22 protein-coding genes are annotated in these 26222 nt (G+C 53.7%); 12 read left to right on the top strand and 10 right to left on the bottom strand.

Translation table 11 applies throughout. The annotated features are described in order from the left end of the window. The first annotated feature begins 20 nt into the window (after nt 1-20). Nucleotides 21-2777 carry a two-component sensor histidine kinase BarA gene (barA, locus tag ACLJTG_RS07975; protein WP_000186397.1) on the top strand — a complete coding sequence of 919 codons (2757 nt, stop codon included), beginning with the start codon at nt 21-23 and terminating at the stop codon, nt 2775-2777. Nucleotides 2778-2820: 43 nt separating this feature from the next. On the opposite strand, the gene ACLJTG_RS07970 is transcribed toward barA, so the two are convergent. The 4 genes from ACLJTG_RS07970 to gudP all read right to left on the bottom strand — a co-directional run bounded on the left by ACLJTG_RS07970 (nt 2821) and on the right by gudP (nt 8097). After that, nucleotides 2821-3963, bottom strand: coding sequence for a glycerate kinase (locus ACLJTG_RS07970; protein WP_000706481.1), 1143 nt, complete (start codon nt 3961-3963; stop codon nt 2821-2823). A gap of 77 nt (nt 3964-4040) precedes the next feature. Continuing rightward, on the bottom strand, nt 4041-5381 hold the full coding sequence (gene gudD, locus ACLJTG_RS07965) for a glucarate dehydratase (RefSeq protein ID WP_000107113.1): 1341 nt from the start codon (nt 5379-5381) through the stop codon (nt 4041-4043). A gap of 20 nt (nt 5382-5401) precedes the next feature. Then, nucleotides 5402-6742 (bottom strand): enolase C-terminal domain-like protein, encoded by a 1341-nt coding sequence (locus ACLJTG_RS07960; RefSeq protein ID WP_410958917.1) that lies wholly within the window; start codon nt 6740-6742, stop codon nt 5402-5404. Then, nucleotides 6739-8097, bottom strand: coding sequence for a galactarate/glucarate/glycerate transporter GudP (gene gudP / locus ACLJTG_RS07955; RefSeq protein WP_000097015.1), 1359 nt, complete (start codon nt 8095-8097; stop codon nt 6739-6741). Before gudP ends, ACLJTG_RS07960 begins: the two co-directional genes overlap by 4 nt. 82 nt (nt 8098-8179) lie before the next feature. On the opposite strand from gudP, the gene ACLJTG_RS07950 reads away from it, so the two are divergent. Beyond that, the gene (locus ACLJTG_RS07950) at nt 8180-8428 is read left to right on the top strand and encodes a hypothetical protein (RefSeq protein ID WP_001531815.1); all 249 of its coding nucleotides are present in this window, start codon (nt 8180-8182) and stop codon (nt 8426-8428) included. 149 nt (nt 8429-8577) lie between these two features. On the opposite strand, the gene ACLJTG_RS07945 is transcribed toward ACLJTG_RS07950, so the two are convergent. The 4 genes from ACLJTG_RS07945 to syd all read right to left on the bottom strand — a co-directional run bounded on the left by ACLJTG_RS07945 (nt 8578) and on the right by syd (nt 11313). Beyond that, nucleotides 8578-9027: a flavodoxin gene (locus tag ACLJTG_RS07945; RefSeq protein ID WP_000807731.1), complete on the bottom strand. Its 450-nt coding sequence runs from the start codon at nt 9025-9027 to the stop codon at nt 8578-8580. A gap of 18 nt (nt 9028-9045) precedes the next feature. Continuing rightward, the gene (gene truC, locus ACLJTG_RS07940) at nt 9046-9828 is read right to left on the bottom strand and encodes a tRNA pseudouridine(65) synthase TruC (protein ID WP_001619863.1); all 783 of its coding nucleotides are present in this window, start codon (nt 9826-9828) and stop codon (nt 9046-9048) included. Then, on the bottom strand, nt 9828-10157 hold the full coding sequence (locus ACLJTG_RS07935; protein WP_000207012.1) for a YqcC family protein: 330 nt from the start codon (nt 10155-10157) through the stop codon (nt 9828-9830). The genes truC and ACLJTG_RS07935 overlap by 1 nt, the downstream gene beginning before the upstream one ends. Before the next feature lie 610 nt (nt 10158-10767). Then, nucleotides 10768-11313 carry a SecY-interacting protein gene (gene syd, locus ACLJTG_RS07930; RefSeq protein ID WP_000343990.1) on the bottom strand — a complete coding sequence of 182 codons (546 nt, stop codon included), beginning with the start codon at nt 11311-11313 and terminating at the stop codon, nt 10768-10770. Between the two features lie 68 nt (nt 11314-11381). Here syd and queF point away from each other — a divergent pair, with 68 nt between their 5' ends. The 5 genes from queF (at nt 11382) to xni (ending at nt 17912) form a co-directional block, all read left to right on the top strand. Beyond that, nucleotides 11382-12230 carry an NADPH-dependent 7-cyano-7-deazaguanine reductase QueF gene (queF, locus tag ACLJTG_RS07925; protein ID WP_000100459.1) on the top strand — a complete coding sequence of 283 codons (849 nt, stop codon included), beginning with the start codon at nt 11382-11384 and terminating at the stop codon, nt 12228-12230. A gap of 112 nt (nt 12231-12342) precedes the next feature. Then, complete coding sequence (ppnN, locus tag ACLJTG_RS07920) at nt 12343-13707, top strand: nucleotide 5'-monophosphate nucleosidase PpnN (RefSeq protein ID WP_079951091.1); 1365 nt, start codon at nt 12343-12345, stop codon at nt 13705-13707. A 564-nt stretch (nt 13708-14271) separates the two neighbouring features. After that, nucleotides 14272-15561, top strand: a complete 1290-nt coding sequence (gene sdaC / locus ACLJTG_RS07915; RefSeq protein ID WP_000450462.1) for an HAAAP family serine/threonine permease SdaC — start codon at nt 14272-14274, stop codon at nt 15559-15561. Between the two features lie 58 nt (nt 15562-15619). Continuing rightward, nucleotides 15620-16987, top strand: a complete 1368-nt coding sequence (gene sdaB, locus ACLJTG_RS07910; protein ID WP_000626376.1) for an L-serine ammonia-lyase II — start codon at nt 15620-15622, stop codon at nt 16985-16987. Nucleotides 16988-17156: 169 nt separating this feature from the next. Next, complete coding sequence (xni, locus tag ACLJTG_RS07905) at nt 17157-17912, top strand: flap endonuclease Xni (RefSeq protein WP_023221202.1); 756 nt, start codon at nt 17157-17159, stop codon at nt 17910-17912. Nucleotides 17913-18003: 91 nt separating this feature from the next. On the opposite strand, the gene fucO is transcribed toward xni, so the two are convergent. Together fucO and fucA are read right to left on the bottom strand one after the other, a co-directional pair. Then, nucleotides 18004-19152 carry a lactaldehyde reductase gene (gene fucO, locus ACLJTG_RS07900; RefSeq protein WP_053444831.1) on the bottom strand — a complete coding sequence of 383 codons (1149 nt, stop codon included), beginning with the start codon at nt 19150-19152 and terminating at the stop codon, nt 18004-18006. 16 nt (nt 19153-19168) lie between these two features. Continuing rightward, nucleotides 19169-19816 carry an L-fuculose-phosphate aldolase gene (gene fucA, locus ACLJTG_RS07895; protein ID WP_000440819.1) on the bottom strand — a complete coding sequence of 216 codons (648 nt, stop codon included), beginning with the start codon at nt 19814-19816 and terminating at the stop codon, nt 19169-19171. A 555-nt stretch (nt 19817-20371) separates the two neighbouring features. On the opposite strand from fucA, the gene fucP reads away from it, so the two are divergent. The 5 genes from fucP (at nt 20372) to fucR (ending at nt 26206) form a co-directional block, all read left to right on the top strand. Then, nucleotides 20372-21688 (top strand): L-fucose:H+ symporter permease, encoded by a 1317-nt coding sequence (fucP, locus tag ACLJTG_RS07890; protein ID WP_000528625.1) that lies wholly within the window; start codon nt 20372-20374, stop codon nt 21686-21688. Between the two features lie 31 nt (nt 21689-21719). Further along, nucleotides 21720-23495, top strand: a complete 1776-nt coding sequence (gene fucI, locus ACLJTG_RS07885) for an L-fucose isomerase (RefSeq protein ID WP_000724126.1) — start codon at nt 21720-21722, stop codon at nt 23493-23495. A gap of 100 nt (nt 23496-23595) precedes the next feature. Next, nucleotides 23596-25014 carry an L-fuculokinase gene (fucK, locus tag ACLJTG_RS07880; RefSeq protein WP_000806780.1) on the top strand — a complete coding sequence of 473 codons (1419 nt, stop codon included), beginning with the start codon at nt 23596-23598 and terminating at the stop codon, nt 25012-25014. Between the two features lies 1 nt (nt 25015). After that, on the top strand, nt 25016-25438 hold the full coding sequence (fucU, locus tag ACLJTG_RS07875) for an L-fucose mutarotase (protein ID WP_000920848.1): 423 nt from the start codon (nt 25016-25018) through the stop codon (nt 25436-25438). Nucleotides 25439-25495: 57 nt separating this feature from the next. Beyond that, the gene (gene fucR / locus ACLJTG_RS07870) at nt 25496-26206 is read left to right on the top strand and encodes an L-fucose operon activator (protein WP_023194068.1); all 711 of its coding nucleotides are present in this window, start codon (nt 25496-25498) and stop codon (nt 26204-26206) included. Nucleotides 26207-26222: the final 16 nt, after the last annotated feature.

The raw sequence follows: 26222 nt of genomic DNA, 5'->3' as shown, positions 1-26222 counted from the left end.
TTGTCCCATAACGGAACTCCATGACCAACTACAGCCTGCGCGCACGCATGATGATTCTGATCCTGGCCCCGACCGTCCTGATAGGTTTGCTGCTCAGTATCTTTTTTGTAGTGCACCGCTATAACGACCTGCAGCGTCAACTGGAAGATGCCGGCGCCAGTATTATTGAACCGCTCGCCGTCTCCAGCGAATATGGTATGAACTTACAAAACCGGGAGTCTATCGGCCAACTTATCAGCGTCCTGCACCGCAGACACTCTGATATTGTGCGGGCGATTTCCGTTTATGACGATCATAACCGCCTGTTTGTAACGTCTAATTTCCATCTGGACCCCTCACAGATGCAGCTTCCCGCCGGAGCGCCGTTTCCACGTCGTCTGAGCGTCGATCGCCACGGCGATATTATGATTCTGCGCACCCCGATTATCTCGGAGAGCTATTCGCCGGACGAGTCAGCGATTGCTGACGCGAAAAATACCAAAAATATGCTGGGGTATGTGGCGCTTGAACTGGATCTCAAGTCGGTCAGGCTACAGCAATACAAAGAGATTTTTATCTCCAGCGTGATGATGCTTTTTTGTATTGGCATTGCGCTGATCTTTGGCTGGCGGCTTATGCGCGATGTCACCGGGCCTATCCGTAATATGGTGAATACCGTTGACCGCATTCGCCGCGGACAACTGGATAGCCGTGTGGAAGGATTTATGCTGGGCGAGCTGGACATGCTGAAAAACGGCATTAATTCCATGGCGATGTCGCTTGCCGCCTATCACGAAGAGATGCAGCATAATATCGATCAGGCCACTTCAGACCTGCGTGAAACCCTTGAGCAGATGGAAATCCAAAACGTTGAGCTCGATCTGGCGAAAAAGCGCGCCCAGGAAGCGGCGCGTATTAAGTCGGAGTTCCTGGCGAACATGTCGCACGAACTGCGAACGCCGCTGAACGGCGTCATTGGCTTTACCCGCCTGACATTAAAAACGGAGCTGAATCCCACCCAGCGCGACCATCTGAACACCATTGAGCGTTCTGCGAATAATCTGCTGGCGATCATTAATGACGTGCTCGACTTCTCCAAGCTGGAAGCCGGTAAACTCATTCTGGAAAGTATCCCTTTTCCACTGCGTAATACGCTGGATGAAGTGGTTACGCTGCTGGCCCACTCGTCGCATGATAAAGGGCTGGAGTTGACGTTAAATATTAAAAACGACGTCCCGGATAATGTGATTGGCGACCCGCTGCGCCTGCAACAGGTCATTACTAATCTGGTGGGTAATGCCATTAAGTTCACCGAGAGTGGCAATATCGATATTCTGGTAGAAAAGCGGGCGCTCAGTAACACCAAAGTACAGATTGAAGTGCAGATCCGGGATACGGGGATCGGCATTCCGGAGCGCGACCAGTCGCGACTGTTTCAGGCGTTTCGCCAGGCCGATGCCAGTATTTCTCGCCGTCACGGCGGCACCGGGCTTGGGCTGGTGATTACGCAAAAGCTGGTCAACGAAATGGGCGGGGATATCTCTTTCCACAGCCAGCCTAATCGCGGCTCGACCTTCTGGTTTCATATTAATCTTGATCTTAACCCAAATGTCATTATTGACGGGCCGTCGACCGCGTGTCTGGCCGGGAAACGACTGGCTTATATCGAACCGAATGCTACCGCCGCGCAATGTACCCTGGATCTGCTGAGCGACACGCCGGTGGAAGTGGTTTACAGCCCGACCTTCTCCGCGCTGCCGTTAGCGCACTACGATATTATGATTTTGAGCGTTCCGGTGACCTTCCGCGAGCCGCTCACCATGCAGCATGAACGTCTGGCGAAAGCAGCGTCAATGACGGACTTTCTACTGCTGGCGCTACCTTGCCATGCGCAAATTAACGCCGAAAAGCTGAAACAAGGAGGCGCGGCGGCCTGTCTGTTAAAACCATTGACGTCAACGCGCCTGTTGCCAGCGCTGACGGAATATTGCCAGTTGAATCACCATCCTGAACCGCTGCTAATGGATACCAGTAAAATCACCATGACGGTTATGGCGGTTGATGATAATCCCGCTAATCTGAAGCTTATCGGCGCGTTACTGGAAGATAAAGTCCAGCACGTAGAACTTTGTGATAGCGGACATCAGGCGGTGGATCGGGCGAAACAAATGCAGTTTGATCTGATTTTGATGGATATTCAGATGCCGGATATGGACGGCATACGCGCCTGCGAATTGATTCACCAGCTTCCTCATCAGCAGCAAACACCGGTTATTGCCGTTACGGCACATGCGATGGCCGGGCAAAAAGAGAAGTTGCTCAGCGCGGGCATGAACGACTATCTGGCTAAACCGATAGAAGAAGAGAAGTTGCATAATCTGTTGCTGCGCTATAAACCTGGCGCCAACGTAGCAGCGCGTCTGATGGCGCCGGAACCGGCTGAATTTATCTTCAATCCGAATGCAACGCTCGACTGGCAGCTTGCGCTCCGCCAGGCTGCCGGTAAGCCCGATCTGGCGCGGGATATGCTGCAAATGCTGATTGATTTTCTGCCGGAAGTGCGCAACAAAATTGAAGAACAACTGGTGGGAGAAAATCCCAACGGTCTGGTCGATCTGGTCCATAAGCTACACGGGAGCTGCGGCTATAGCGGCGTACCGCGGATGAAGAACCTTTGCCAGCTTATTGAGCAACAGCTTCGCAGCGGCGTCCACGAAGAGGAGCTGGAGCCTGAGTTTCTGGAGCTGCTGGATGAGATGGATAATGTCGCGCGTGAAGCGAAGAAGATATTAGGCTGATATTCGCCGGATGGCGGCGTGACCGCCTTATCCGGCCTACAACTCAGCGTAACTGTTGCCCCGCTTTCAGCGTTGCAGCCACGTTGCGCGCGGTCATTCGTACGTTTTCACTCGCATTCTTCAGCGCGTCCTCCAGCGTGCAGATGGTATAAATCACGCTGAAAACGGCATCAAGCCCATGTTCATGAACCACGCCAACGTCCGCCGTCAGGCTACCCGCAATACCAATTACCGGCTTGTTATACCGTTTGGCGATGTTTGCCACGCCAATAGGGACTTTACCGTGAATGGTCTGACTGTCGATGCGTCCCTCGCCGGTGATGACTAAATCAGCATCCGCAAGACACGCTTCCAGATGAAGCGCATCGGTGACAATCTCAATACCACGCCGTAGCTGCGCGCCGCAAAACGCGTATAACGCCGCCCCCATGCCGCCTGCCGCGCCGCCGCCTGCCAGCTCCAACACATCGACATGCAGATCGCGGGCAATCAAATGCGCATAGCGAGTCAATGCCGTATCCAGGCGTTCAATCATTTCCGGCGTCGCCCCTTTTTGCGGACCAAAAACCGCAGACGCGCCCTCTTTGCCGGTAAGGGGATTCGTGACATCGCAGGCGACCTCTATATGGCACGCCGACAAACGCTTATCCAGGCCGCTGATATCAATGCTGGCGAGTGTTTCCAGCCCAATGCCGCCTTGCGCAATATCATTGCCCTGCGCATCCCGTAGCCTGGCCCCCAGCGCCTGTACCATCCCCGCGCCACCATCGTTGGTGGCGCTACCGCCGATACCAATAATGATATGCTCAACGCCCGCATCCAGCGCATGACGGATCAGCTCGCCGGTTCCCCATGACGTGGTCTTCAGCGGATCGCGTTGCGCGGGCGGCACCTGCTCCAGCCCGCTGGCGGCCGCCATTTCAATGAACGCGGAACGCGCATCGCCGGAAAGCCCATAAAACGCATTGACGCGATGCCCCAACGGCCCGGTGACCTCAACATGCACGATTCGACCCGCCGTCGCTTCAACCATCGCTTCGACAGTACCTTCTCCGCCATCAGCCAGCGGCAATTTCAGGTAATCGGCGTCAGGCCAGATCTCGCGAAATCCTTGTTCAATGGCGGTCGCTACCTCAAGAGCACTCAAACTTTCCTTATACGAGTCTGGTGCGATCACTATTTTCATAAGTCGTCCTTACGCATGTTGATCCTGTTAAGCATACACCCAGAGAAGCACCGGTTCCTTACGGAACCGGTTCTGACTTAACGCACCATGCAAGGACGCTTATTATCAAACGTCCAGCCAGGAATTAAGTACTGCATTCCCATCGCGTCGTCACGCGCGCCTAAGCCATGTTTTTGATAGAGCTCATGCGCTTTCATCACCTGATCCATATCGAGCTCAACGCCCAGCCCCGGTTTGGTCGGTACTTGCACCATGCCGCCTTTAATTTCAAACGGTTCTTTAGTCAGACGTTGGTTGCCTTCCTGCCAGATCCAGTGGGTATCGATCGCGGTGATCTTGCCCGGCGCCGCCGCGGCAACATGGGTAAACATCGCCAACGAAATATCAAAGTGGTTGTTAGAGTGCGAGCCCCAGGTCAGACCGAACTCATGACACATTTGCGCCACGCGTACAGAGCCTTGCATAGTCCAGAAGTGCGGGTCCGCCAGCGGGATATCGACGGATTGCAGCGACAGCGTATGCCCCATTTGACGCCAGTCGGTCGCTATCATATTGGTGGCCGTCGGTAATCCGGTCGCGCGACGGAATTCCGCCATCACTTCACGCCCGGAAAAACCCTGTTCCGCGCCACACGGATCTTCTGCATAGGCCAGAGAACCTTTCAGGTATTTACCAATGCTGATCGCTTCGTTCAGCGACCAGGCACCGTTTGGATCGAGCGTGACGCGCGCTTGTGGGAAACGTTTCGCCAGCGCTACTATTGACTCGGCCTCTTCTTCGCCCGCCAGCACGCCGCCTTTCAGTTTGAAGTCGTTGAAGCCGTATTTTTCATAGGCAGCTTCCGCCAGACGCACTACCGTTTCCGGCGTCATCGCCTCTTCATGGCGCAGACGATACCAGTCGCATTGCTCATCCGGCTGGCTCTGATACGGCAGCGGCGTAGCCTTGCGATTGCCGACAAAGAACAGATAACCCAGCATTTCGACTTCGCTGCGCTGCTGACCGTCGCCTAACAGCGAAGCGACGTTGACGCCCAGGTGTTGGCCCAAAAGGTCAAGCATTGCCGCTTCAATACCAGTCACCACATGGATAGTGGTACGGAGATCGAATGTTTGTAAACCGCGTCCGCCCGCATCGCGATCGGCAAACTGGTTGCGAACGGCGGTCAGGACATTTTTATATTCACCCAGCGTTTTTCCCACCACCAGTGGGATCGCATCTTCCAGCGTTTTGCGAATTTTTTCGCCGCCCGGAATCTCGCCGACCCCGGTATGGCCGGAGTTATCTTTAATAATGACGATGTTGCGCGTGAAGAACGGGGCGTGCGCGCCGCTCAGGTTCATCAGCATACTGTCATGACCCGCAACCGGGATAACCTGCATTTCAGTCACTACAGGCGTCGTAAATTGAGTACTCATAACTGTGTCCTTATTCAGAATTAGTGACGACCAAAAACAGGGCGTTTGCGGTCAAAAGTCCAGCCGGGGATCAGGTATTGCATCGGGCCTGCATCATTACGCGCGCCGCCTGGCAGCTTTTTATACGCGTCATGCGCTTTTCGCACCTGTTCCCAGTCAAGCTCCACGCCCAGTCCTGGCGCATCCGGAACGGCAATTTTGCCGTTTTTAATTTCCAGCGGATTTTTAGTCAGGCGGCAATCGCCCTCCTGCCAGATCCAGTGCGTATCAATAGCGGTGGGTTTGCCTGGCGCCGCCGCGCCGACATGGGTAAACATCGCCAGTGAAATATCAAAATGGTTATTCGAATGGCAGCCCCAGGTTAGCCCCCAGTCATCGCACAGTTGCGCCACGCGAACGGCGCCGGTGAGGGTCCAGAAATGCGGGTCGGCAAGAGGAATATCTACCGCGTTGAGCATCACCGCGTGTCCCATTTCACGCCAGTTGGTGGCAATCATATTGGTCGCCACCGGCAGTCCTGTCGCGCGGCGGAACTCCGCCATGACTTCACGACCAGAGAATCCTTGCTCCGCGCCGCACGGATCTTCCGCGTAGGTCAGTACATCATTCAGCCCTTTGCACAACGCAATGGCTTCATCCAGTAGCCAGGCGCCGTTCGGATCCACGGTAATACGCGCGTCCGGGAAGCGTTTTATTAGCGCGCGAACAGTATCAATCTCTTGTTCGCCCGGCAGCACGCCGCCCTTGAGTTTAAAATCTTTAAAGCCGTAGCGATCCTGAGACGCTTCCGCCAGCCGCACGACCGCGTCGCTGTTCAGCGCTTCCTGATGGCGCAGACGATACCATTCATGACTGCCCGGCGTGCTTTCCAGATACGGCAGATCGGTTTTAGTGCGATCGCCAATATAGAAGAGATAGCCCAACACGGTGACGGCATCGCGCTGTTTACCGGGTCCTAACAGTTCACAGACCGGCACATTAAGCGCCTGTCCCAGTAGATCAAGCAGCGCCGCTTCCAAAGCCGCCACCGCGTTAACCCGCAGTTCAAACGTCCATGCGCCTTTACCAAAGGTGTCAAAATCAGCGGCCTGGTTGCCTTTATGCACCTGCTGCACCACTTTGTTCAGGCGGGCGACTTCCTGGCCTAATACCATCGGAATAGCATCAACCAGCGTCTGATAAATCACTTCTCCGCCCGGCGCCTCGCCGACGCCAGTATGCCCGGCGTTATCGGTGAGGACGACGATGTTACGGGTGAAGTACGCGTTATGCGCGCCGCCGATGTTGAGTAGCATACTGTCATGTCCGGCAACCGGAATGACCTTCATGTCCGTAATAACGGGACTGGATTGCGTTGTCATGATAATTGTCCTGCGACAGGTTTCAGTTCAATACGCTTAATATCGCCTACCAGCACCAGATAGCTGATGATGGCCACCAGGGCATGTACGCCGACATAGATCAACGCGCCGTTGAAGGAACCGGTGGTGCCAACGATGTAACCAATCGCGATTGGCGTCACAATACCGGAAATATTGCCGAACATATTAAACAAGCCGCCGGAAAGACCGCTGATCTCTTTCGGCGCGGTATCCGCCATTACTGCCCAGCCCAACGCGCCGATACCTTTACCGAAGAAGGCCAACGCCATAAAGCCGATGATCATCCATTCCACGTTCACATAGTTACAGAACACCATAACCATTGACAGCAACATCCCCAGCACAATCGGCGTCTTGCGCGCGATATTCAGGGAGCCAGTACGACGCATCAGCCAGTCGGAAATGATGCCGCCCAACACGCCGCCGATAAAGCCGCAGACTGCAGGAACCGAGGCGACAAAGCCCGCTTTGAGAATCGACATGCCGCGCGCCTGGACCAAATAGACCGGGAACCAGGTAATAAAGAAATAGGTCAATGCGTTAATACAGTACTGACCGATGTAAACGCCAATCATCATACGAGAGCCCAGCAGCTGTTTGATCTGGCCCCATTTGACGCTAAACGGTACTTTCGCTTTGGTGTCTTTCTGATCCATATTGATCAGCGCGCCGCCTTCTGCGATGTACTCCAATTCTTTCTTATTTACGCCCGGATGGTTATTTGGTTCATGGATAACTTTCAACCAGATAAAGCTGATGATGATCCCTAACCCGCCCATAAAGAAGAAGACATGCGACCAGCCCACTTCGTGCGTCAGCCAGCCCATAATCGGCGCGAAAATAACCGTGGCAAAGTATTGCGCGGAGTTAAAGATGGCCACCGCCGTTCCCCTCTCCTGCGCCGGGAACCAGGCTGCAACAATGCGACTGTTGCCCGGGAAAGAAGGCGATTCCGCCAGACCAACCAGGAAACGAAGCGTAAAGAGGGCGACAATAATGCCGAAACCACTAAAGATATCGACAAAACCCTGCAACAGGGTGAAGACTGACCAAATGAAAATAGACCAGAAATAGACGCGTTTGGAACCAAAGCGGTCCAGCAGCCAGCCGCCCGGGATCTGCCCGATAACATAGGCCCATGAAAAAGCAGAAAAAACATAGCCCATGCCTACCGGATCAAGGCCGATATCTTTGGCCATTTCTGAGCCGGCAATGGACAATGTGGCGCGGTCGCCGTAGTTGAAGGATGTGACGATAAACAGCATCACCACTATCCAGTAGCGGGCGTTCGTGCGTTTCTCCGCACTGCTCGCCGCGTGACTTAATGAACTCATTGTTGCACTCCTGAAATTTCGCGTTAGCTACGCTCACTCTGAACTGCACAACCGGTAGGGAATCAGAGATAACGTTTCCTTGTTGCAGCTTTTATTAGGTCGTTTGCTTTGCACGCTGCATGCTTTTATTCACTGGCAGGAGAAGTATAAAAAGCGCGCCACACACACTCACCGTGCAACAACACAGTATTTTGGCGATGAATTACGCCTGTTTATGGCAAAAGCCCAGGACAGTGGAAGCCACTTCACGGAAATGAAATCAGAAGGCGTCGGCGTCGACGCAGGAGGAATAAAAAGAGAAGAATGTGAAACAGGTCGCTTGATTACATGAAAACGCCCGTAAAAAACTGCCGCTTTTGCGGGCATATGCCCAAAGCTAACACGATTCAGTTACTTTACACTGTGTACAGGTCGTGATTTTGCTTACTGGCAACGCAAGCAAACGAAAAGGTACCCTCCCGTAGGGGGGAGGGATTTACCTCAGGAAAGTAAAGTTCCCCAGTTTTCAACCCAGGGATTGGACTGGCTCTCCGGCTCCGGATGTTCGCTGGCGTCAATGAATAACATCTCCCCCACCCGCTGCGCGCTTTGCTCTTGCAACAGGGCATCAAACTGTTTGCCGCCATTACAGAAATTGGGGTAGCTGCTATCACCTAGCGCAATCACCCCGTAACGCAGGTTTGGCTGAAAACCCAACGTATCTTTAATGCCGTGAAAGAGCGGCGCAATGCTATCCGGTAGATCGCCCTGCCCGGTCGTCGAGGTAACGACCAGCGCAACCTTATCCTGATATTGCTGCCAGTCGGACAGTTCAGGATCTTCAAACACGATCGCGCTGTGGCCCTGTCTGGCGAGGATCGCTTCCGCTTCTTCCGCCACCAGCAGTGAGTTGCCATACATGGTCCCGACAAAAATACCAATTTCTGCCATTATGCGTATCTCCCTGAATTATGCCTGATGAGTCTCATCCTGCCGGGACGCCGCCGTAAACTCAACCCTTTCATTGTCAGGGAGAAGTCCCCGCCAGCCAAACTGTGTCAGCGCCTGCATCCAGGTTTCATCCAACCCGGCCTGAATTATCAACGGCTGTCCGGTGAAGGGGTGCGTCAGCTCAAGCCGACTGGCATGAAGCATCAAGCGACGACAGGCAAAATGCTCTGCGGCACTGCGGTTTTGTCGCAAATCGCCATGCTTGCTGTCGCCGATGATAGGATGACGCAGATGCGCCAGATGACGACGAAGCTGGTGCTTGCGTCCCGTTTTTGGTTCCAGCTCAACCAGACCATAACGCGTGGTGGGATAACGTCCGGTCGGCACCGCCATTTCGACCGTCGCCAGTCCGCGATAGTGCGTTACAGCCGGCTGGGGCGCTTTATCTTCGCGGGCGAATTTATCGGCAATTTTATCGCGCTCTTCCACCAGCGGATAATCCAGTACCGCGTCATCCATCAGCCAGCCGCGCACAATGGCATGGTAGCGTTTACGGATGTGGTGCTGCTCGAACTGCTGCGCCAGACGGCGTCCCGCTTCGCTGGACAGCCCCATTAACAGTACGCCCGACGTGGGTCTGTCGAGACGGTGGGCGGTAAAAACATGCTGGCCGATTTGGTCGCGCACCGTTTGCATGACCACGACTTTTTCGTCGCGATCCAGCCAGCTCCGGTGAACAAGCCAGCCTGCGGGTTTATTCACGGCAACCAGCCACGGGTCTTGATAGAGGATCTCCAGCATCAGGATTTATCGCGGACGAATAGCGCATCCAGATCCTGCAAAACCGCCAGGATCGCCTCCCGCTGCGGATGATCCGCCGCCAGCGCCATTTCATAATAAGGGGCGACGGCAAACGCCTCGGGCAGCGGTTGTGCATTATCAAGTAGGGTATGCATACGTGGGATCAATACCCATTGCAGCCATTCCAGCGGTTCCATGGTATCCATATAAAATGGTTGGGTGCTGGTAAACAGGTGCGCCTGCGGCGCATCCAGCCGCCAGTGGCGATGCTCGCGCAACAGCGTTTCAAGCGCATGTAACTGCTGACGCACACGGTCATGAGTCGTCATGTTAAAACCTCAATGATGAAAATCTGGCGCGCAGAATAACAAAAAAAAGGGAGCACTGTATAAACAGTGCTCCCGGTTCGTTTCGCAGCATTCCAGCTACTTTTCGTGCTCCCTGCTCATCCGTGACAACTTTTCCTGTGACCTTACGGCCTGTTCATCCTGAACGTTTGCATCCTGCGCACATCGCCCGATGTGATAGCTTCTTCCTGAAGCGTCCCTGGTCATCCAGACCCGCCGAACATCCTGATCGGCTCTCGTTCTCCGTCCTGGAGGTGTCCTTTAACGCATCCTGCGCTTTCCACTTTGCTTCATCCTGAAGCCTTTCCTTGTAACACCATCCTGGCGTGTCCTGCTGAAGCGTCATCATCCTGACGTTCGCTTCGTTGTACGACTCCCTGTCGACGAAGATAGAATCGCCTGTTTCACCTTGTCTTACAAGACGCTTACAGACAATACCTTAAGTAAATTTTCATATGAAAGTGCGCAAAAACATTTTAATTAGTTGTTTTATATAGACTTACATAAGAAAACGGGGCTCAGTATCCGCTGATATCCTGGCGATCTCCTACAGACTTTGTAAGAGATCTCTCACACCTGTTAGGGCAAACGATTACAGAAGAGGATTAAGTTGCGTAAGGAATTCCGCAAGCGTTGCGGCAAGAACGGTACGATTGCGGGTGCCCAGCGTTTCTTTAATCACCTCGCCGGACAGATTACAGACCGAAATGACCTCAAGCTCATTTTCCTGCGTCGCAATAAAAAGCGTGGGAGGAAGCTTGAGCCGCTTTTGCGTGACCAGGTGGCCTATCAGATTTTCCTGCACGCGCCGAAAGTCATCCTGACTCCAGGTTTGCAGTAGCGTAAGCTTTTCATCCGCAAACTGCGCGGGCATGTCGCCAGCAAACTGCGTGGTGTAAAACGCGTGGAGCGCAGGTTGTACCATAATATCAAAGGCGCGTTCAACCGCGTTTACATTTTCTTCGCCTTCAAAAGGTTGCGGCTGCCAGTAAACGGCATCGCGGGTTGAAGAAATAATGCACGGAGAAGGTACGCCATACAGTTCTTCGCTCAACGGCCAGCTACCGTGTTTTTCTTGCCACGCGTCGCAGTAACGCGTCGTAAAGGCTTTCAATGCCTGCGCTGTCAGTTCGTCCACCAGTTTCTCTCTTCATAAAAGCCAGGATACACTTGGCGCATAGTGTATCTGGTTTATGACGGTGAAACATGTCTTCTTATGAAAACCATCAGGCTCTCGATGGCCTGACTCTCGGAAAATCAACGGATTACCGGGACAATTATGACGCCAGCCTGCTGCAGGGCGTACCGCGCAGTTTGAATCGCGACCCGCTCGGATTAACAGCCGATAATTTGCCGTTCCACGGCGCGGATATCTGGACGTTGTATGAACTTTCCTGGCTTAACAGCCAGGGTCTTCCGCAGGTCGCCGTCGGGCATGTCGAACTGGATTACACCAGCGTTAATTTAATCGAATCCAAAAGCTTTAAACTGTATCTGAACAGCTTTAACCAGACGCGCTTTGACACCTGGGAGACGGTGCGCCAGACGCTGGAGCGCGATCTGCGCGCCTGCGCGCAGGGCAACGTTAGCGTGAGGCTTCATCGTCTTGATGAGCTGGAAGGACAGCCTGTCGCCCATTTCCACGGCGCCTGTATTGACGATCAGGATATCAGTATCGACAACTACCAGTTTACTACCGACTATCTGCAACATGCGGTCAGCGGCGAGAAGCAAGTAGAAGAAACGCTGGTCAGCCATCTGTTGAAATCCAACTGCCTGATCACCCACCAGCCGGACTGGGGCTCGATACAAATTCAGTATCGCGGGCGCAAAATCGACAGGGAAAAACTGCTGCGTTATCTGGTCTCCTTCCGTCACCATAATGAATTTCACGAGCAGTGCGTAGAGCGTATTTTTAATGACATTCTGCGCTTCTGCCAGCCGGAAACGTTAAGCGTTTATGCGCGCTATACTCGCCGCGGCGGGCTGGACATTAATCCCTGGCGCAGCAATACCGATTTCGTGCCCGCCACGGGCAGGCTGGCGCGACAGTAATTTTTTTGTCAATTTTGCGTGCCGGATTGCGCATGTAAGGTTGTGAAAGGTCATCAGCCAGGGCTATTGTAATCAACAGGGAATGGCGTGTTGCGTCCCATAAGGAGTTTACTTGATTACACATATTAGCCCGCTTGGCTCAATGGATATGTTGTCGCAACTGGAAGTGGACATGCTGAAACGCACGGCCAGTAGCGACCTGTATCAACTGTTTCGTAACTGTTCACTTGCCGTTCTTAACTCCGGCAGCCTGACCGACAACAGCAAAGAGCTGCTGTCCCGCTTTGAAAATTTCGATATTAACGTACTGCGCCGCGAGCGCGGCGTGAAGCTGGAATTGATTAACCCGCCTGAAGACGCTTTTGTTGACGGGCGGATTATTCGTGCGCTACAGGCTAACCTGTTCGCGGTGCTGCGCGACATTCTCTTTGTGAATGGGCAGATCCACAATGCCGGCCGTTTCCAGCATCTGGATCTTGAAAGCTCAACACATATCACCAATCTGGTGTTCTCCATTTTGCGCAACGCCCGGGCGCTGCACGTCGGCGAAGCGCCAAACATGGTGGTATGCTGGGGCGGCCACTCAATTAACGAAAACGAGTACCTGTATGCCCGTCGCGTCGGCACGCAGTTGGGATTACGCGAGCTGAACATCTGCACCGGCTGCGGCCCTGGGGCGATGGAAGCCCCCATGAAGGGCGCGGCGGTCGGTCACGCGCAGCAGCGTTATAAAGACAGCCGCTTTATCGGCATGACTGAGCCTTCCATTATTGCGGCTGAACCGCCTAACCCGCTGGTGAATGAACTGATCATCATGCCGGATATCGAAAAACGCCTGGAAGCGTTCGTCCGTATCGCACACGGTATCATCATCTTCCCGGGCGGCGTGGGTACGGCGGAAGAGCTGCTTTATTTGCTGGGTATTCTGATGAATCCAGCCAATAAAAATCAGGTGTTGCCGCTGATCCTGACCGGACCAAAAGAGAGCGCCGATTACTTCCGCGTGCTGGATGAGTTTATTACCCATACGCTGGGCGAAGCGGCCCGCCGTCATTACCGCATCATCATTGACGATGCGGCGGAGGTAGCGCGGCTGATGAAGAAAGCGATGCCGCAAGTGAAAGAGAATCGCCGCGATACCGGCGACGCCTATAGTTTTAACTGGTCGATGCGTATTGCACCGGATCTGCAGGTGCCGTTTGAGCCGTCGCATGAGAATATGGCCAACCTGAAACTGTACCCGGATCAGCCGGTTGAGATTCTGGCGGCGGATCTGCGACGCGCCTTCTCCGGTATTGTCGCGGGGAACGTGAAGGAGGTCGGGATACGCGCCATTGAAGCTAATGGTCCGTATAAAATCCACGGCGATCTAGAGATGATGCGTCGCATGGACGATCTGCTGCAGGGTTTCGTCGCGCAGCATCGTATGAAATTGCCAGGTTCCGCCTACATCCCCTGTTACGAGATCTGCGCTTAACGCTTATGCCCGGTTGCCGCCAGCAGCCGGGCGCTTCTCCCATTCCTTTCATTGCGGTATGGCGATTAACGTATGCCTTCATTTTTTATGATGATCATCAGAGGCATAGCCCGCATTGTTTTATAAACACCATTTATAATTCATCATAAATAGATTGCCAGGCAAACGTTTACTTCACTCCTCTTACCGTGATTTATCGGTTCAAACTCTCATTTTTCGCAAGAATCCACTAAAAACCTTGATTTTTATAGTCAAACCTCCGTATCTTGCGCCCCAATCTTTCCGGCCTTATATCGTTAATGGTAGCCTTCGCGCCCGGAAATTCGTTATGACGTTTTTTTAATAGATTAATGGTCCAAATTTATCCATGTAAGAAGCGGATTATTGCATTTGAGATCGGGATCACTGATAGATTCATCACTTAAATGTATCTTTCCGCCCGAAAATTATTACGGCGAAAAATTATATAAAAAGCGTCCCTAAGCAGATTTCATTTTACGATCAGGTCTTTTTTCATTGGATTAGACCAGCAACCTGATTTTTAGCATCCTCCAGGAGAAATAGATGGAAACCACTCAGACCAGCACGATTGCTTCGATTGACTCTCGAAGCGCATGGCGCAAAACGGATACCATGTGGATGCTGGGCCTTTACGGCACGGCTATCGGCGCGGGCGTTCTGTTCCTGCCGATCAACGCAGGCGTCGGCGGCATGATTCCGCTCATCATCATGGCGATTCTCGCTTTCCCGATGACCTTTTTCGCACACCGTGGTTTAACCCGCTTCGTGCTGTCCGGTAAAAACCCGGGTGAAGACATCACTGAAGTCGTTGAGGAACACTTCGGTATCGGCGCAGGTAAACTGATTACCCTGCTCTACTTCTTCGCGATTTATCCCATCCTGCTGGTTTACAGCGTGGCGATTACTAATACCGTGGAAAGCTTCCTGACCCACCAGTTAGCGATTAATCCGCCGCCGCGGGCGATTCTTTCCCTGATCCTGATTGTTGGCATGATGACCATCGTGCGCTTCGGCGAGCAAATGATCGTTAAGGCGATGAGTATCCTGGTATTCCCGTTCGTCGCTGCGCTGATGCTGCTGGCCTTGTACCTGATCCCGCAGTGGAACGGCGCGGCGCTGGAAACTCTGTCCTTTGATTCCGCCGCGTCTACCGGTAACGGTCTGTGGATGACGCTGTGGCTGGCGATTCCGGTGATGGTTTTCTCTTTCAACCACTCCCCGATCATCTCCTCCTTCGCGGTTGCGAAGCGTGAAGAGTACGGTGAAGGCGCTGAGAAGAAATGTTCTAAAATTCTGGCCTTCGCCCACATCATGATGGTGCTGACCGTGATGTTCTTCGTCTTCAGCTGCGTGCTGAGCCTGACGCCGGCAGATCTGGCAGCGGCAAAAGAGCAGAACATCTCTATTCTGTCTTACCTGGCGAACCACTTTAACGCGCCGATCATCGCCTGGATGGCGCCGATCATTGCGATGATTGCTATCACCAAATCCTTCCTCGGCCACTACCTGGGCGCGCGTGAAGGCTTTAACGGGATGGTGATTAAATCGCTGCGTGGTAAAGGTAAATCCATCGAAATCAACAAACTGAATAAAATTACCGCGCTGTTCATGCTGGTCACCACCTGGATTGTGGCGACGCTGAACCCCAGCATCCTGGGCATGATTGAAACCCTGGGCGGCCCGATCATCGCGATGATTCTGTTCCTGATGCCGATGTATGCCATCCAGAAAGTACCGGCAATGCGTAAGTACAGCGGTCATATCAGCAACGTATTCGTTGTGATTATGGGCCTGATTGCCATCTCCGCTATTTTCTACTCACTGTTCAGCTAAGTCCTTTAGCGCCGCTTACCGCGGCGCTTCTCTATGATACAACCGCAATGGATGCCCTATGATTAGCGTATTCGATATTTTTAAAATCGGCATTGGCCCTTCCAGTTCTCACACCGTCGGACCAATGAAAGCAGGCAAGCAGTTCACGGACGATCTGATTGCCCGCCATATCCTTACAGATGTCACCCGCGTCGTGGTGGATGTCTACGGCTCTCTGTCATTGACGGGTAAAGGCCACCACACTGATATCGCCATTATTATGGGCCTGGCGGGGAATCTGCCGGACACCGTCGATATCGACGCCATTCCGTCCTTTATCCAGGATGTGAACACCCATGGGCGTTTACTACTGGCTAATGGGCAGCATGAAGTCGAATTTCCGGTCGATAAGTGCATGAATTTCCACGCCGACAACCTGTCTCTGCATGAGAACGGGATGCGTATTACCGCGCTGGCGGGCGATAAAGCGCTCTACAGCCAAACCTACTACTCCATCGGCGGCGGCTTTATCGTCGATGAAGAGCACTTTGGTTTGACGAATAGCGAACCCGTTAACGTACCGTACCCTTACAAAACCGCCGCGGATTTACAGCGCCACTGCCAGGAGACGGGTTTGTCGCTCTCCGGTCTGATGATGCAAAACGAACTGGCTCTGCACAGTAAAGAAGCGCTGGAGCAGCACTTCGCCAGGGTCTGGGAGGTAATGCGCAGCGGTATTGAGCGCGGTATCACCACCGAGGGCGTATTGCCGGGCAAACTGCGCGTTCCGCGTCGCGCGGCGGCGCTGCGTCGGATGCTGGTCAGTCAGGATAAGACCACCACCGATCCGATGGCGGTCGTCGACTGGATCAATATGTTCGCGCTGGCGGTGAACGAAGAGAATGCCGCAGGCGGACGAGTAGTCACTGCCCCGACTAACGGCGCATGTGGTATTGTTCCGGCGGTGCTGGCGTACTATGACAAGTTTATCCGCGAAGTAAATGCTAACTCGCTTGCTCGCTATATGCTGGTCGCCAGCGCGATTGGCTCGCTGTATAAGATGAACGCCTCTATTTCCGGCGCCGAGGTGGGTTGTCAGGGAGAGGTCGGCGTGGCCTGTTCCATGGCGGCAGCGGGTCTGGCCGAGCTGCTGGGCGGTAGTCCGGCGCAGGTGTGTATCGCCGCAGAAATCGCCATGGAGCATAATCTGGGGTTAACTTGCGATCCGGTTGCCGGTCAGGTACAGGTTCCCTGCATTGAGCGTAACGCAATTGCTTCAGTCAAAGCGGTCAACGCCGCGCGTATGGCGCTGCGCCGTACCAGCGAACCGCGCGTATGCCTCGATAAAGTGATTGAGACCATGTACGAAACCGGTAAAGACATGAACGCTAAGTACCGCGAAACTTCGCGCGGGGGCCTGGCGATGAAGATCGTTACCTGCGATTAATTCTCAGCACATTTTAGGATCTGTAGGCCGGATAAGGCGCTCGCCGCCATCCGGCTTTGTTGCCTGATGTCGCTTCGCTTATCAGGCCTACGGATAGCGCTATTTCGCAATGCTCGCCTCCCCCCGCCGTGAATGTTACCCTACGCGCAGGTTTGTAAGGGAGAACACCGTGGCTGCTCATCTGCTTATCGTCGACGCGCTCAATTTGATTCGCCGTATTCACGCCGTTCAGGGATCGCCCTGTGTGGAAACCTGCCAACACGCGCTCGATCAATTGATTATCCACAGCCAGCCAACCCATGCCGTAGCGGTATTTGATGACGACGCGCGCAGCAGCGGCTGGCGTCATCAGCGTTTGCCGGACTACAAAGCAGGACGTCCGCCGATGCCTGACGATTTACATAATGAAATGCCCGCCCTACGCGCCGCGTTTGAACAGCGCGGCGTACGCTGTTGGGCATCAGACGGTAACGAAGCGGACGATCTGGCGGCGACGCTGGCGCTAAAAGTTACCGAAGCCGGACACCAGGCAACCATTGTGTCAACCGATAAAGGCTATTGCCAGTTGCTCTCTCCGGGATTGCGCATTCGCGACTACTTCCAGAAACGCTGGCTGGACGCGCCGTTTATTGAAAAAGAGTTTGGCGTACTTCCCCGGCAGTTGCCGGATTACTGGGGTCTGGCAGGAATCAGTAGTTCGAAAGTCCCCGGCGTTGCCGGTATCGGCCCCAAAAGCGCGACCCAGCTATTGATTCAGTTTCAAAATCTGGAGGGAATTTACGCCCATCTGGACAAGGTGCCGGAAAAGTGGCGCAAAAAGCTTGAGACGCATAAAGAAATGGCATTTCTCTGCCGCGATATTGCACGTCTGCAAACCGATTTACATATCGACGGAAACTTACAGCAGCTACGGCTGGTACGGTAGTTTTGTTGCCGGATGGCGGCGTGAACGCCTTATCCGGCCTACAGAACTGCACGAAATGTAGAGCGGATAAGCGCAGCGCCATCCGGCAAAATTACCAGGCGGTATGATACAGTTCGACAATGTCCGCCAGACTCGCTTCACGCGGATTGCCGCCCGTACAGACATCATCGAACGCCGCCTGCGCCAGCGCCGGGATATCCTCTTTTCGAACGCCGACATCACGCAAATGCAGCGGAATTCCCACATCGCGATTTAGCGCAAATACGGCTTCCACTGCGGCATTACGCGCCTCTTCAAGACTCAATCCTTCTACCTTCACCCCCATCGCCCGGGCGATATCACGGAATTTCTCGTTGGTAGACCCGGCATTAAAACGCATCACATGCGGAAGCAAAATAGCATTCGCGACGCCATGCGGCGTGTTGTAAAACGCGCCCAGCGGATGCGCCATCCCATGCACCAGCCCCAGCCCCACATTGGAAAACCCCATCCCGGCAACATATTGCCCCAGCGCCATCGCCTCACCGGCCTCTTTTTCTCCGGCCACGGCGCCGCGCAGCGCGCCAGCAATAATCTCAATGGCTTTGATATGTAATGCATCCGTCAGCGCCCATGCGGCCCGGGTAATATAGCCTTCAATAGCATGGGTTAGCGCATCCACGCCCGTTGCCGCTTTCAGCGCGGGCGGCATACCGTCCATCATATCGGCATCGATAAATGCCGCCTGCGGAATATCATGCGGATCGATACAAACGAATTTGCGCCGTTTCTCTTCATCGGTAATCACATAATTGATAGTGACTTCCGCCGCGGTTCCCGCCGTTGTCGGGATCGCCATAATCGGCACGCTGGGTTTACGGGTCGGCGATAGCCCTTCCAGACTGCGCACATCGGCAAATTCCGGATTGTTACTGATAATACCGATCGCTTTGCAGGTATCCTGCGGAGAACCGCCGCCAATGGCGATGAGATAGTCCGCGCCGCTTTGGGTAAAGACCTTAAGCCCTTCCTGGACAACGGAAATCGTAGGATTAGGGATCACGCCCGCATAGATCTCCCACGCCAGCCCTGCGGCATCCATTCTGCTTGTCACTTTATCGACCACACCGCATTGCACCAGCGTTTTATCGGTAACAATCAGCGCTTTATGATAACCGCGGCGCGTCACCTCATCGGTTAATGCGTCCACCGCTCCCCGGCCAAACCATGCCGTTTCATTCAGAATCATTCTGTTCGCCATCGCCTGTCTCCTGACATCACTCTTCAATACGTAATCCGTAAGTTTTAAATTTCTCCAGTACGATAGCGATCGCCTCGTCATCCAGTACCGGTACCGGATCGACAATGGCCAGCGTACTTAAATAGAGCTGCGCCAGCACTTCCACTTCATGCGCCAGCCACAACGCTTTGTCTAAATTTTCTTCACAAGCGATAAGCCCGTGATGCTGTAACAGCGTCGCTTTACGATTTTTAAGCGCCACGGCAACATGGTCAGAAAGTTCGCGGGTGCCAAAAGTGGCGTAGGGCGCGCAGGGAATAGAGTTTCCTCCTGCGGCGGCAATCATGTAGTGAATCGCCGGAATCGGGCGATTCAGGATCGAGACTGCCGTACAATGGACAGCGTGGTTATGTACCACGGCATTGGCGTCAGGGCGCGTCTGGTATGCCGCCATATGAAAACGCCACTCGCTGGAAGGCAGCTTGCCCTGCTCATGCTGACCGTCAGCATCAATAAAGACAATGTGCGACTCTGTCAGCTTCTCGTAGGGGATCCCCGTCGGCGTAATCAGCAATCCGCCCTGATAACGTACGCTCACGTTACCTGCCGTCCCCTGATTTAACCCTAACCGCGTCATTTCCAGACAGGTATCAATAATCTGCCGCGCCAGTCTATTTCGTTCCATTATTTACCTCTCTCTGTGATTCAAAATGAGACAACAAAACCGCCTTTCGCATCGCGCTGCTGTCCTGTTGAAATAATCGAATAGTTAGCAACTATCATCATACTGAATAAAGAGAAAGGAATTTAAATAACGATATTTTGTGATTCACATCAATTAATTCGCCACGATAAACCAGACGACTACCGTTTCTCTCGCCGATAAATGCCCGCTCTTAATAATATTTTTTAAAACGGGCAAAAATGAAGAATAAGTTACTACTGCCCGTTTTCGTGGCAATAATTTAATTCGGGCATTCAGTCTGTGGTTTTTTAAATTAAACATCTCAAACGGTCATTTTTTTATGAAAATTAAAGTGATGATAATCACAGAACGCTCTGCTCTCAGGTATAAATGTGACCGCCATCATATTAAAAGGCCTTTTTTATTTGAAAATGAATCCATGAGTTCATTCCGGACGCCAATTTATTACCGGTAAGAAAAGCGAACTCACCTAATTTTACGGTCTGGTGACCAGAACCGACCGCACGCAAAAGCTTCTGAACCGATGAGGATGCTATGGGAAACACAACAATACAAACACAGAGTTTTCGTGCTGTGGATGCAGAGCAAAGCAAAAGCAAGCGCTACATTATTCCATTCGCCTTACTTTGCTCGCTATTTTTTCTGTGGGCCGTCGCCAATAATCTGAATGACATTTTATTACCGCAGTTTCAACAAGCTTTTACGCTAACTAACTTTCAGGCCGGGCTTATTCAGTCAGCCTTTTATTTCGGTTATTTCGTCATTCCAATTCCCGCTGGGATTTTGATGAAAAAACTCAGTTATAAAGCAGGGATTATCACCGGGCTTTTTTTGTATGCTGTTGGCGCCGCATTATTCTGGCCTGCCGCCGAGATAATGAATTACACATTGTTTTTAATTGGCCTGTTTATCATCGCCGCTGGTTTAGGCTGCCTTGAAACTGCGGCCAACCCTTTTGTGACGGTATTAGGTCCAGAAAGCGGTGGACATTTCCGGCTTAATCTGGCGCAAACTTTTAACTCCTTTGGCGCTATTATCGCCGTTGTGTTTGGGCAAAGCCTTATTTTGTCTAACGTGCCGCATCAATCACAAGAAGCGCTTGATAAAATGACGCCGGATCAGCTTAGCGCCTATAAACACAGCCTGGTGTTATCGGTACAAACGCCATACATGATTATCGTCGCCATCGTATTAGTAGTTGCGCTGCTGATTATGCTGACCAAATTTCCGGCCCTGCAAAGTGACGATCATAGCGATGCTAAACAAAGCTCTTTCTTATCTTCTCTCTCCCGACTCATCCGTATCCGCCACTGGCGCTGGGCGGTGCTGGCGCAGTTCTGCTACGTGGGGGCGCAAACCGCCTGCTGGAGCTATCTGATCCGCTACGCCATTGAGGAGATCCCTGGAATGACGCCCGGTTTCGCCGCCAACTACCTGACCGGCACGATGGTGTGCTTCTTTATCGGCCGTTTCACCGGGACCTGGCTTATCAGCCGCTTCGCGCCGCATAAAGTGCTGGCCGCCTATGCCCTGCTTGCCATGCTCCTGTGTCTGATTTCCGCCTTTAGCGGCGGACATATCGGCCTGCTGGCGCTGACGTTGTGTAGCGCATTTATGTCAATCCAGTACCCGACCATCTTCTCGTTGGGTATCAAAAATCTGGGACAGGACACTAAGTACGGCTCGTCTTTTATCGTCATGACCATTATTGGCGGCGGTATTGTCACGCCAGTAATGGGCTTCGTTAGCGACGCCGCAGGCAAAATCCCGACCGCCGAACTGGTTCCGGCATTGTGCTTTGCCGTCATCTTCATTTTTGCCCGTTTCCGTTCACAAGCGGCGACAAACTGAACATTTATCCGAATAACGTGAGGAATCTGTCATGAAAAAAATCAGCTTACCGAAAATCGGTATCCGCCCGGTGATTGATGGACGTCGTATGGGCGTACGCGAGTCGCTCGAAGAGCAAACCATGAACATGGCGAAAGCGACGGCGGCGCTCATCACCGAGAAAATCCGCCACGCCTGCGGGGCTCAGGTGGAGTGCGTCATTGCGGATACCTGTATTGCCGGAATGGCGGAATCCGCCGCCTGTGAAGAAAAATTCAGCAGCCAGAACGTGGGCGTGACCATTACCGTTACGCCGTGCTGGTGCTATGGCAGCGAAACCATTGATATGGACCCGATGCGTCCGAAAGCCATCTGGGGCTTTAACGGCACAGAGCGTCCTGGGGCGGTTTACCTTGCCGCGGCGCTGGCGGCGCACAGCCAGAAAGGCATTCCAGCGTTCTCCATTTATGGCCATGACGTGCAGGATGCCGACGATACCTCCATTCCTGCCGACGTCGAAGAAAAACTGCTGCGTTTTGCGCGGGCAGGGTTAGCGGTAGCCAGTATGAAAGGCAAAAGCTACCTCTCCGTCGGCGGCGTATCGATGGGGATCGCGGGTTCCATTGTCGATCATAACTTCTTTGAATCCTGGCTGGGCATGAAGGTGCAAGCGGTAGATATGACCGAACTGCGCCGCCGTATCGATCAAAAAATTTATGATGAGGCCGAACTGGAGATGGCGCTGGCGTGGGCGGATAAAAACTTCCGCTACGGCGAAGATCAGAACGCCTCGCAGTATAAGCGCAATGAAGCCCAGAACCGCGCGGTGCTAAAAGAGAGCCTGCTGATGGCGATGTGTATTCGCGATATGATGCAGGGCAACAAGACGCTGGCGGACAAAGGGTTAGTTGAAGAATCGCTGGGCTACAACGCCATTGCCGCCGGCTTTCAGGGCCAGCGCCACTGGACCGATCAATACCCGAATGGCGATACCGCCGAAGCGCTGCTCAATAGCTCTTTTGACTGGAACGGCGTACGCGAACCGTTTGTCGTCGCCACCGAAAATGACAGTCTGAACGGCGTAGCGATGCTGTTTGGCCATCAACTCACTGGTACCGCGCAGATATTCGCCGACGTACGAACCTACTGGTCGCCGGAAGCCGTAGAACGCGTCACCGGCCAGGCGCTCAGCGGACTGGCGGAGCACGGCATTATTCACCTGATTAACTCCGGTTCTGCCGCTCTGGACGGTGCCTGTAAACAGCGCGACAGCGAAGGCAAGCCGACCATGAAACCGCACTGGGAAATCAGCCAACAAGAGGCGGATGCGTGTCTGGCGGCCACCGAATGGTGCCCGGCGATTCACGAATACTTCCGCGGCGGCGGCTACTCATCCCGTTTCCTGACCGAAGGCGGCGTACCATTCACCATGACCCGCGTGAATATCATCAAAGGCCTGGGGCCAGTACTGCAAATCGCCGAGGGCTGGAGCGTCGAACTGCCGAAAGCGATGCACGATCAGCTTGATGCCCGCACCAACTCTACCTGGCCTACTACCTGGTTTGCGCCGCGTCTTACCGGCAAAGGCCCGTTTACCGATGTCTATTCGGTGATGGCGAACTGGGGCGCTAACCACGGCGTACTCACCATCGGCCATGTAGGGGCGGACTTTATTACTCTCGCCGCGATGCTGCGTATCCCGGTATGTATGCACAACGTGGAGGAGGCGAAGATCTACCGTCCTTCCGCCTGGGCGGCTCACGGTATGGATATCGAAGGCCAGGATTATCGCGCCTGCCAGAATTATGGCCCGCTGTATAAACGTTAATGCGGCTTAGCCCGGTGGCGCAGGTTTACCGGGACTACGGGCGCGTGAACCGTAGGCCGGATAAGCGTAGCGCCATCGGGCGGCGTTTATGGAGTTATCTATGAAACAAGACGTTATCCTGGTTCTCGACTGCGGTGCGACTAACGTTCGGGCGATCGCCGTTGATCGCCAGGGGAAAATTGTCGCCCGCGCCTCAACCGCTAACGCCAGCGACATTGCCGCAGAAAATAGCGCCTGGCATCAGTGGTCGCTGGACGCCATCCTGCAACGTTTCGCCGACTGCTGCAGGTCACTCTCCAGCGCCCTGTCGGAGTGTGTTGTTCGCGGTATTACGGTGACTACGTTCGGCGTCGATGGCGCGCTGGTCGATGCGCAGGGTAAGCTGCTCTACCCGGTCATCAGTTGGAAATGCCCGCGAACCGCTGCCGTGATGGAAACTATTGAGCGCTTTATCTCGCCCCGGCAATTGCAGACGCTCTCCGGCGTCGGCGCGTTCAGCTTTAACACGCTGTATAAACTGGTCTGGCTTAAAGAGAATCATCCGCGCCTGCTGGAACAAGCTCACTGCTGGCTGTTTATCTCGTCGCTGATTAACCACCGTCTGACCGGCGAGTTTACAACCGATATCACTATGGCAGGCACCAGCCAGCTACTGGATATCCATCAGCGCGACTTTAGTCCGGAAATCCTGCAGGCGACGGGCCTGGCGCGCCGCCTGTTCCCGCGTATCGTGGAAGCAGGCGCCCCGATAGGCACGCTACAGACAGACGCGGCCAGGCTACTCGGTCTCCCGGCGGGTGTGCCGGTGATCTCTGCCGGACACGATACTCAGTTCGCGTTATTCGGCGCTGGCGCGCAGCAAGGTGAACCGGTGCTCTCCTCCGGAACATGGGAGATTCTGATGGTACGCAGCGGTCAGGTGGATACCTCGCTGCTCAGTCAGTATCCGGGCTCGACCTGTGAACTGGACAGTCAGTCGGGGCTTTATAACCCCGGAATGCAGTGGCTGGCCTCCGGCGTACTCGAATGGGTACGAAAACTGCTGTGGACGCCAGAAACACCATGGCAAACGCTGATCGACGAAGCGCGCGCTATTCCCGCTGGCGCGGAAGGCGTACGGATGCAGTGCGATCTGCTCGCCTGCCAAAATGCAGGCTGGCAGGGCGTGACGCTCAATACCACCCGCGGCCATTTCTATCGCGCCGCGCTGGAAGGCCTGACGGCGCAACTTCAGCGTAATCTGCGCACGCTGGAGAAAATCGGCCATTTTAACGCCACAGAACTGTTACTGGTTGGCGGCGGCAGTCGCAACGCTTTATGGAATCAAATTAAAGCGAATCAGCTTGATATCCCTATCAAGGTGCTGGACGACGCGGAAACCACCGTGGCCGGCGCTGCCATGTTTGGCTGGTACGGCGTAGGCGAATTTAGTAGCCCGGAGCAGGCGCGCGCGCAGGTCAATTATCAGTATCGCTATTTCTGGCCGCAAACCGAACCCGAAATTATTGAGGGAGTATGAAATGCTAAAAACCATTTCACCGTTAATTTCCCCGACACTGCTCAAAGTGCTGGCCGAGATGGGCCACGGGGACGAAATCATTTTTTCCGACGCTCACTTTCCCGCGCATAGCCTGGGCCCACAGGTGATTCGCGCCGATGGTCTTAGCGTCAGCGATCTACTGCGGGCAATTATTCCGCTCTTTGAGCTGGATAGCTACGCCCCGCCGCTGGTAATGATGGCCGCCGTGGAAGGCGACACGCTCGACCCCAGCGTTGAAGCGCGCTATCGCGATGCTTTGTCATTAGAAGCGCCGTGCCCGGATATCGTTCGTATCGACCGTTATGCGTTTTATGAGCGGGCGCAAAAAGCGTTTGCGATCGTTATCACAGGTGAGTGCGCGAAGTACGGAAATATTCTTTTAAAAAAAGGGGTAACGCCGTAATCTCTTGCCGGTGCGCCCGCATGACGCGGGCGTTCATCGAATGATGGGGTGAGAAAAATGAAAGCGGCACGCCAACAAGCGATAGTCGATCTGCTGATCAATCATAAAAGTCTGACCACCGAAGCGCTGGCCACCCTGCTTAACGTCAGTAAAGAGACCATCCGCCGCGATCTCAGTGAACTACAGACGCAGGGAAAAGTGCTGCGTAATCACGGACGAGCTAAATATATTCATCGTGAAAATCAGGACAGCGGCGATCCATTCCATATCCGCCTGAAAAGCCATTATGCGCATAAAGCCGATATTGCCCGTGAAGCGTTAGCGTGGATAGAAGAAGGAATGACGATTGCGTTGGATGCCAGTTCAACCTGCTGGTATCTGGCCCGCCAGTTGCCGGATATTCCCATTCAGGTTTTTACCAATAGCCATCCTATCTGTCAGGAGCTGGGAAAACGCGAACGCATTGCGCTGATAAGTTCCGGCGGCCAGCTTGAACGTAAATATGGCTGTTATGTTAATCCGTCGCTTATCTCACAGCTAAAATCGCTTGATATCGATCTGTTCATCTTTTCCTGTGAGGGGATCGACGGCGGCGGCGATCTGTGGGACTCCAATGCGATCAACGCCGATTTTAAATCTATCCTGCTCAGGCGCGCCTCGCAGTCTTTATTATTGATTGATAAAAGTAAATTTAATCGTTCAGGAGAGGCGCGCATCGGCCATCTGGATGACGTGACGCATATTGTTTCAGATGCGCCGCAATCGTAGACCGGATAAGCGTGCG

Origin of the sequence: Salmonella sp. SAL00672, assembly GCF_046552175.1 — a bacterium.
Taxonomy (GTDB): Bacteria; Pseudomonadota; Gammaproteobacteria; order Enterobacterales; family Enterobacteriaceae; genus Salmonella; species Salmonella enterica.
Note: the sequence above shows the minus strand (reverse complement) of the source record. Positions and strands in the feature narration are given on the sequence as shown.

What these genes read in the sequence shown, in the direction of transcription:
- ACLJTG_RS07935 (WP_000207012.1), bottom strand. Translation starts at nt 10,157, where the DNA reads ATGACGACTCATGACCGTGTGCGTCAGCAGTTACATGCGCTTGAAACG.
- gudP (WP_000097015.1), bottom strand. Translation starts at nt 8,097, where the DNA reads ATGAGTTCATTAAGTCACGCGGCGAGCAGTGCGGAGAAACGCACGAAC.
- ACLJTG_RS07945 (WP_000807731.1), bottom strand. Translation starts at nt 9,027, where the DNA reads ATGGCAGAAATTGGTATTTTTGTCGGGACCATGTATGGCAACTCACTG.
- barA (WP_000186397.1), top strand. Translation starts at nt 21, where the DNA reads ATGACCAACTACAGCCTGCGCGCACGCATGATGATTCTGATCCTGGCC.
- ACLJTG_RS07960 (WP_410958917.1), bottom strand. Translation starts at nt 6,742, where the DNA reads ATGACAACGCAATCCAGTCCCGTTATTACGGACATGAAGGTCATTCCG.
- fucK (WP_000806780.1), top strand. Translation starts at nt 23,596, where the DNA reads ATGAAACAAGACGTTATCCTGGTTCTCGACTGCGGTGCGACTAACGTT.
- sdaC (WP_000450462.1), top strand. Translation starts at nt 14,272, where the DNA reads ATGGAAACCACTCAGACCAGCACGATTGCTTCGATTGACTCTCGAAGC.
- fucU (WP_000920848.1), top strand. Translation starts at nt 25,016, where the DNA reads ATGCTAAAAACCATTTCACCGTTAATTTCCCCGACACTGCTCAAAGTG.
- truC (WP_001619863.1), bottom strand. Translation starts at nt 9,828, where the DNA reads ATGCTGGAGATCCTCTATCAAGACCCGTGGCTGGTTGCCGTGAATAAA.
- fucI (WP_000724126.1), top strand. Translation starts at nt 21,720, where the DNA reads ATGAAAAAAATCAGCTTACCGAAAATCGGTATCCGCCCGGTGATTGAT.
- ACLJTG_RS07970 (WP_000706481.1), bottom strand. Translation starts at nt 3,963, where the DNA reads ATGAAAATAGTGATCGCACCAGACTCGTATAAGGAAAGTTTGAGTGCT.
- fucO (WP_053444831.1), bottom strand. Translation starts at nt 19,152, where the DNA reads ATGGCGAACAGAATGATTCTGAATGAAACGGCATGGTTTGGCCGGGGA.
- sdaB (WP_000626376.1), top strand. Translation starts at nt 15,620, where the DNA reads ATGATTAGCGTATTCGATATTTTTAAAATCGGCATTGGCCCTTCCAGT.
- fucP (WP_000528625.1), top strand. Translation starts at nt 20,372, where the DNA reads ATGGGAAACACAACAATACAAACACAGAGTTTTCGTGCTGTGGATGCA.
- fucR (WP_023194068.1), top strand. Translation starts at nt 25,496, where the DNA reads ATGAAAGCGGCACGCCAACAAGCGATAGTCGATCTGCTGATCAATCAT.
- queF (WP_000100459.1), top strand. Translation starts at nt 11,382, where the DNA reads ATGTCTTCTTATGAAAACCATCAGGCTCTCGATGGCCTGACTCTCGGA.
- fucA (WP_000440819.1), bottom strand. Translation starts at nt 19,816, where the DNA reads ATGGAACGAAATAGACTGGCGCGGCAGATTATTGATACCTGTCTGGAA.
- gudD (WP_000107113.1), bottom strand. Translation starts at nt 5,381, where the DNA reads ATGAGTACTCAATTTACGACGCCTGTAGTGACTGAAATGCAGGTTATC.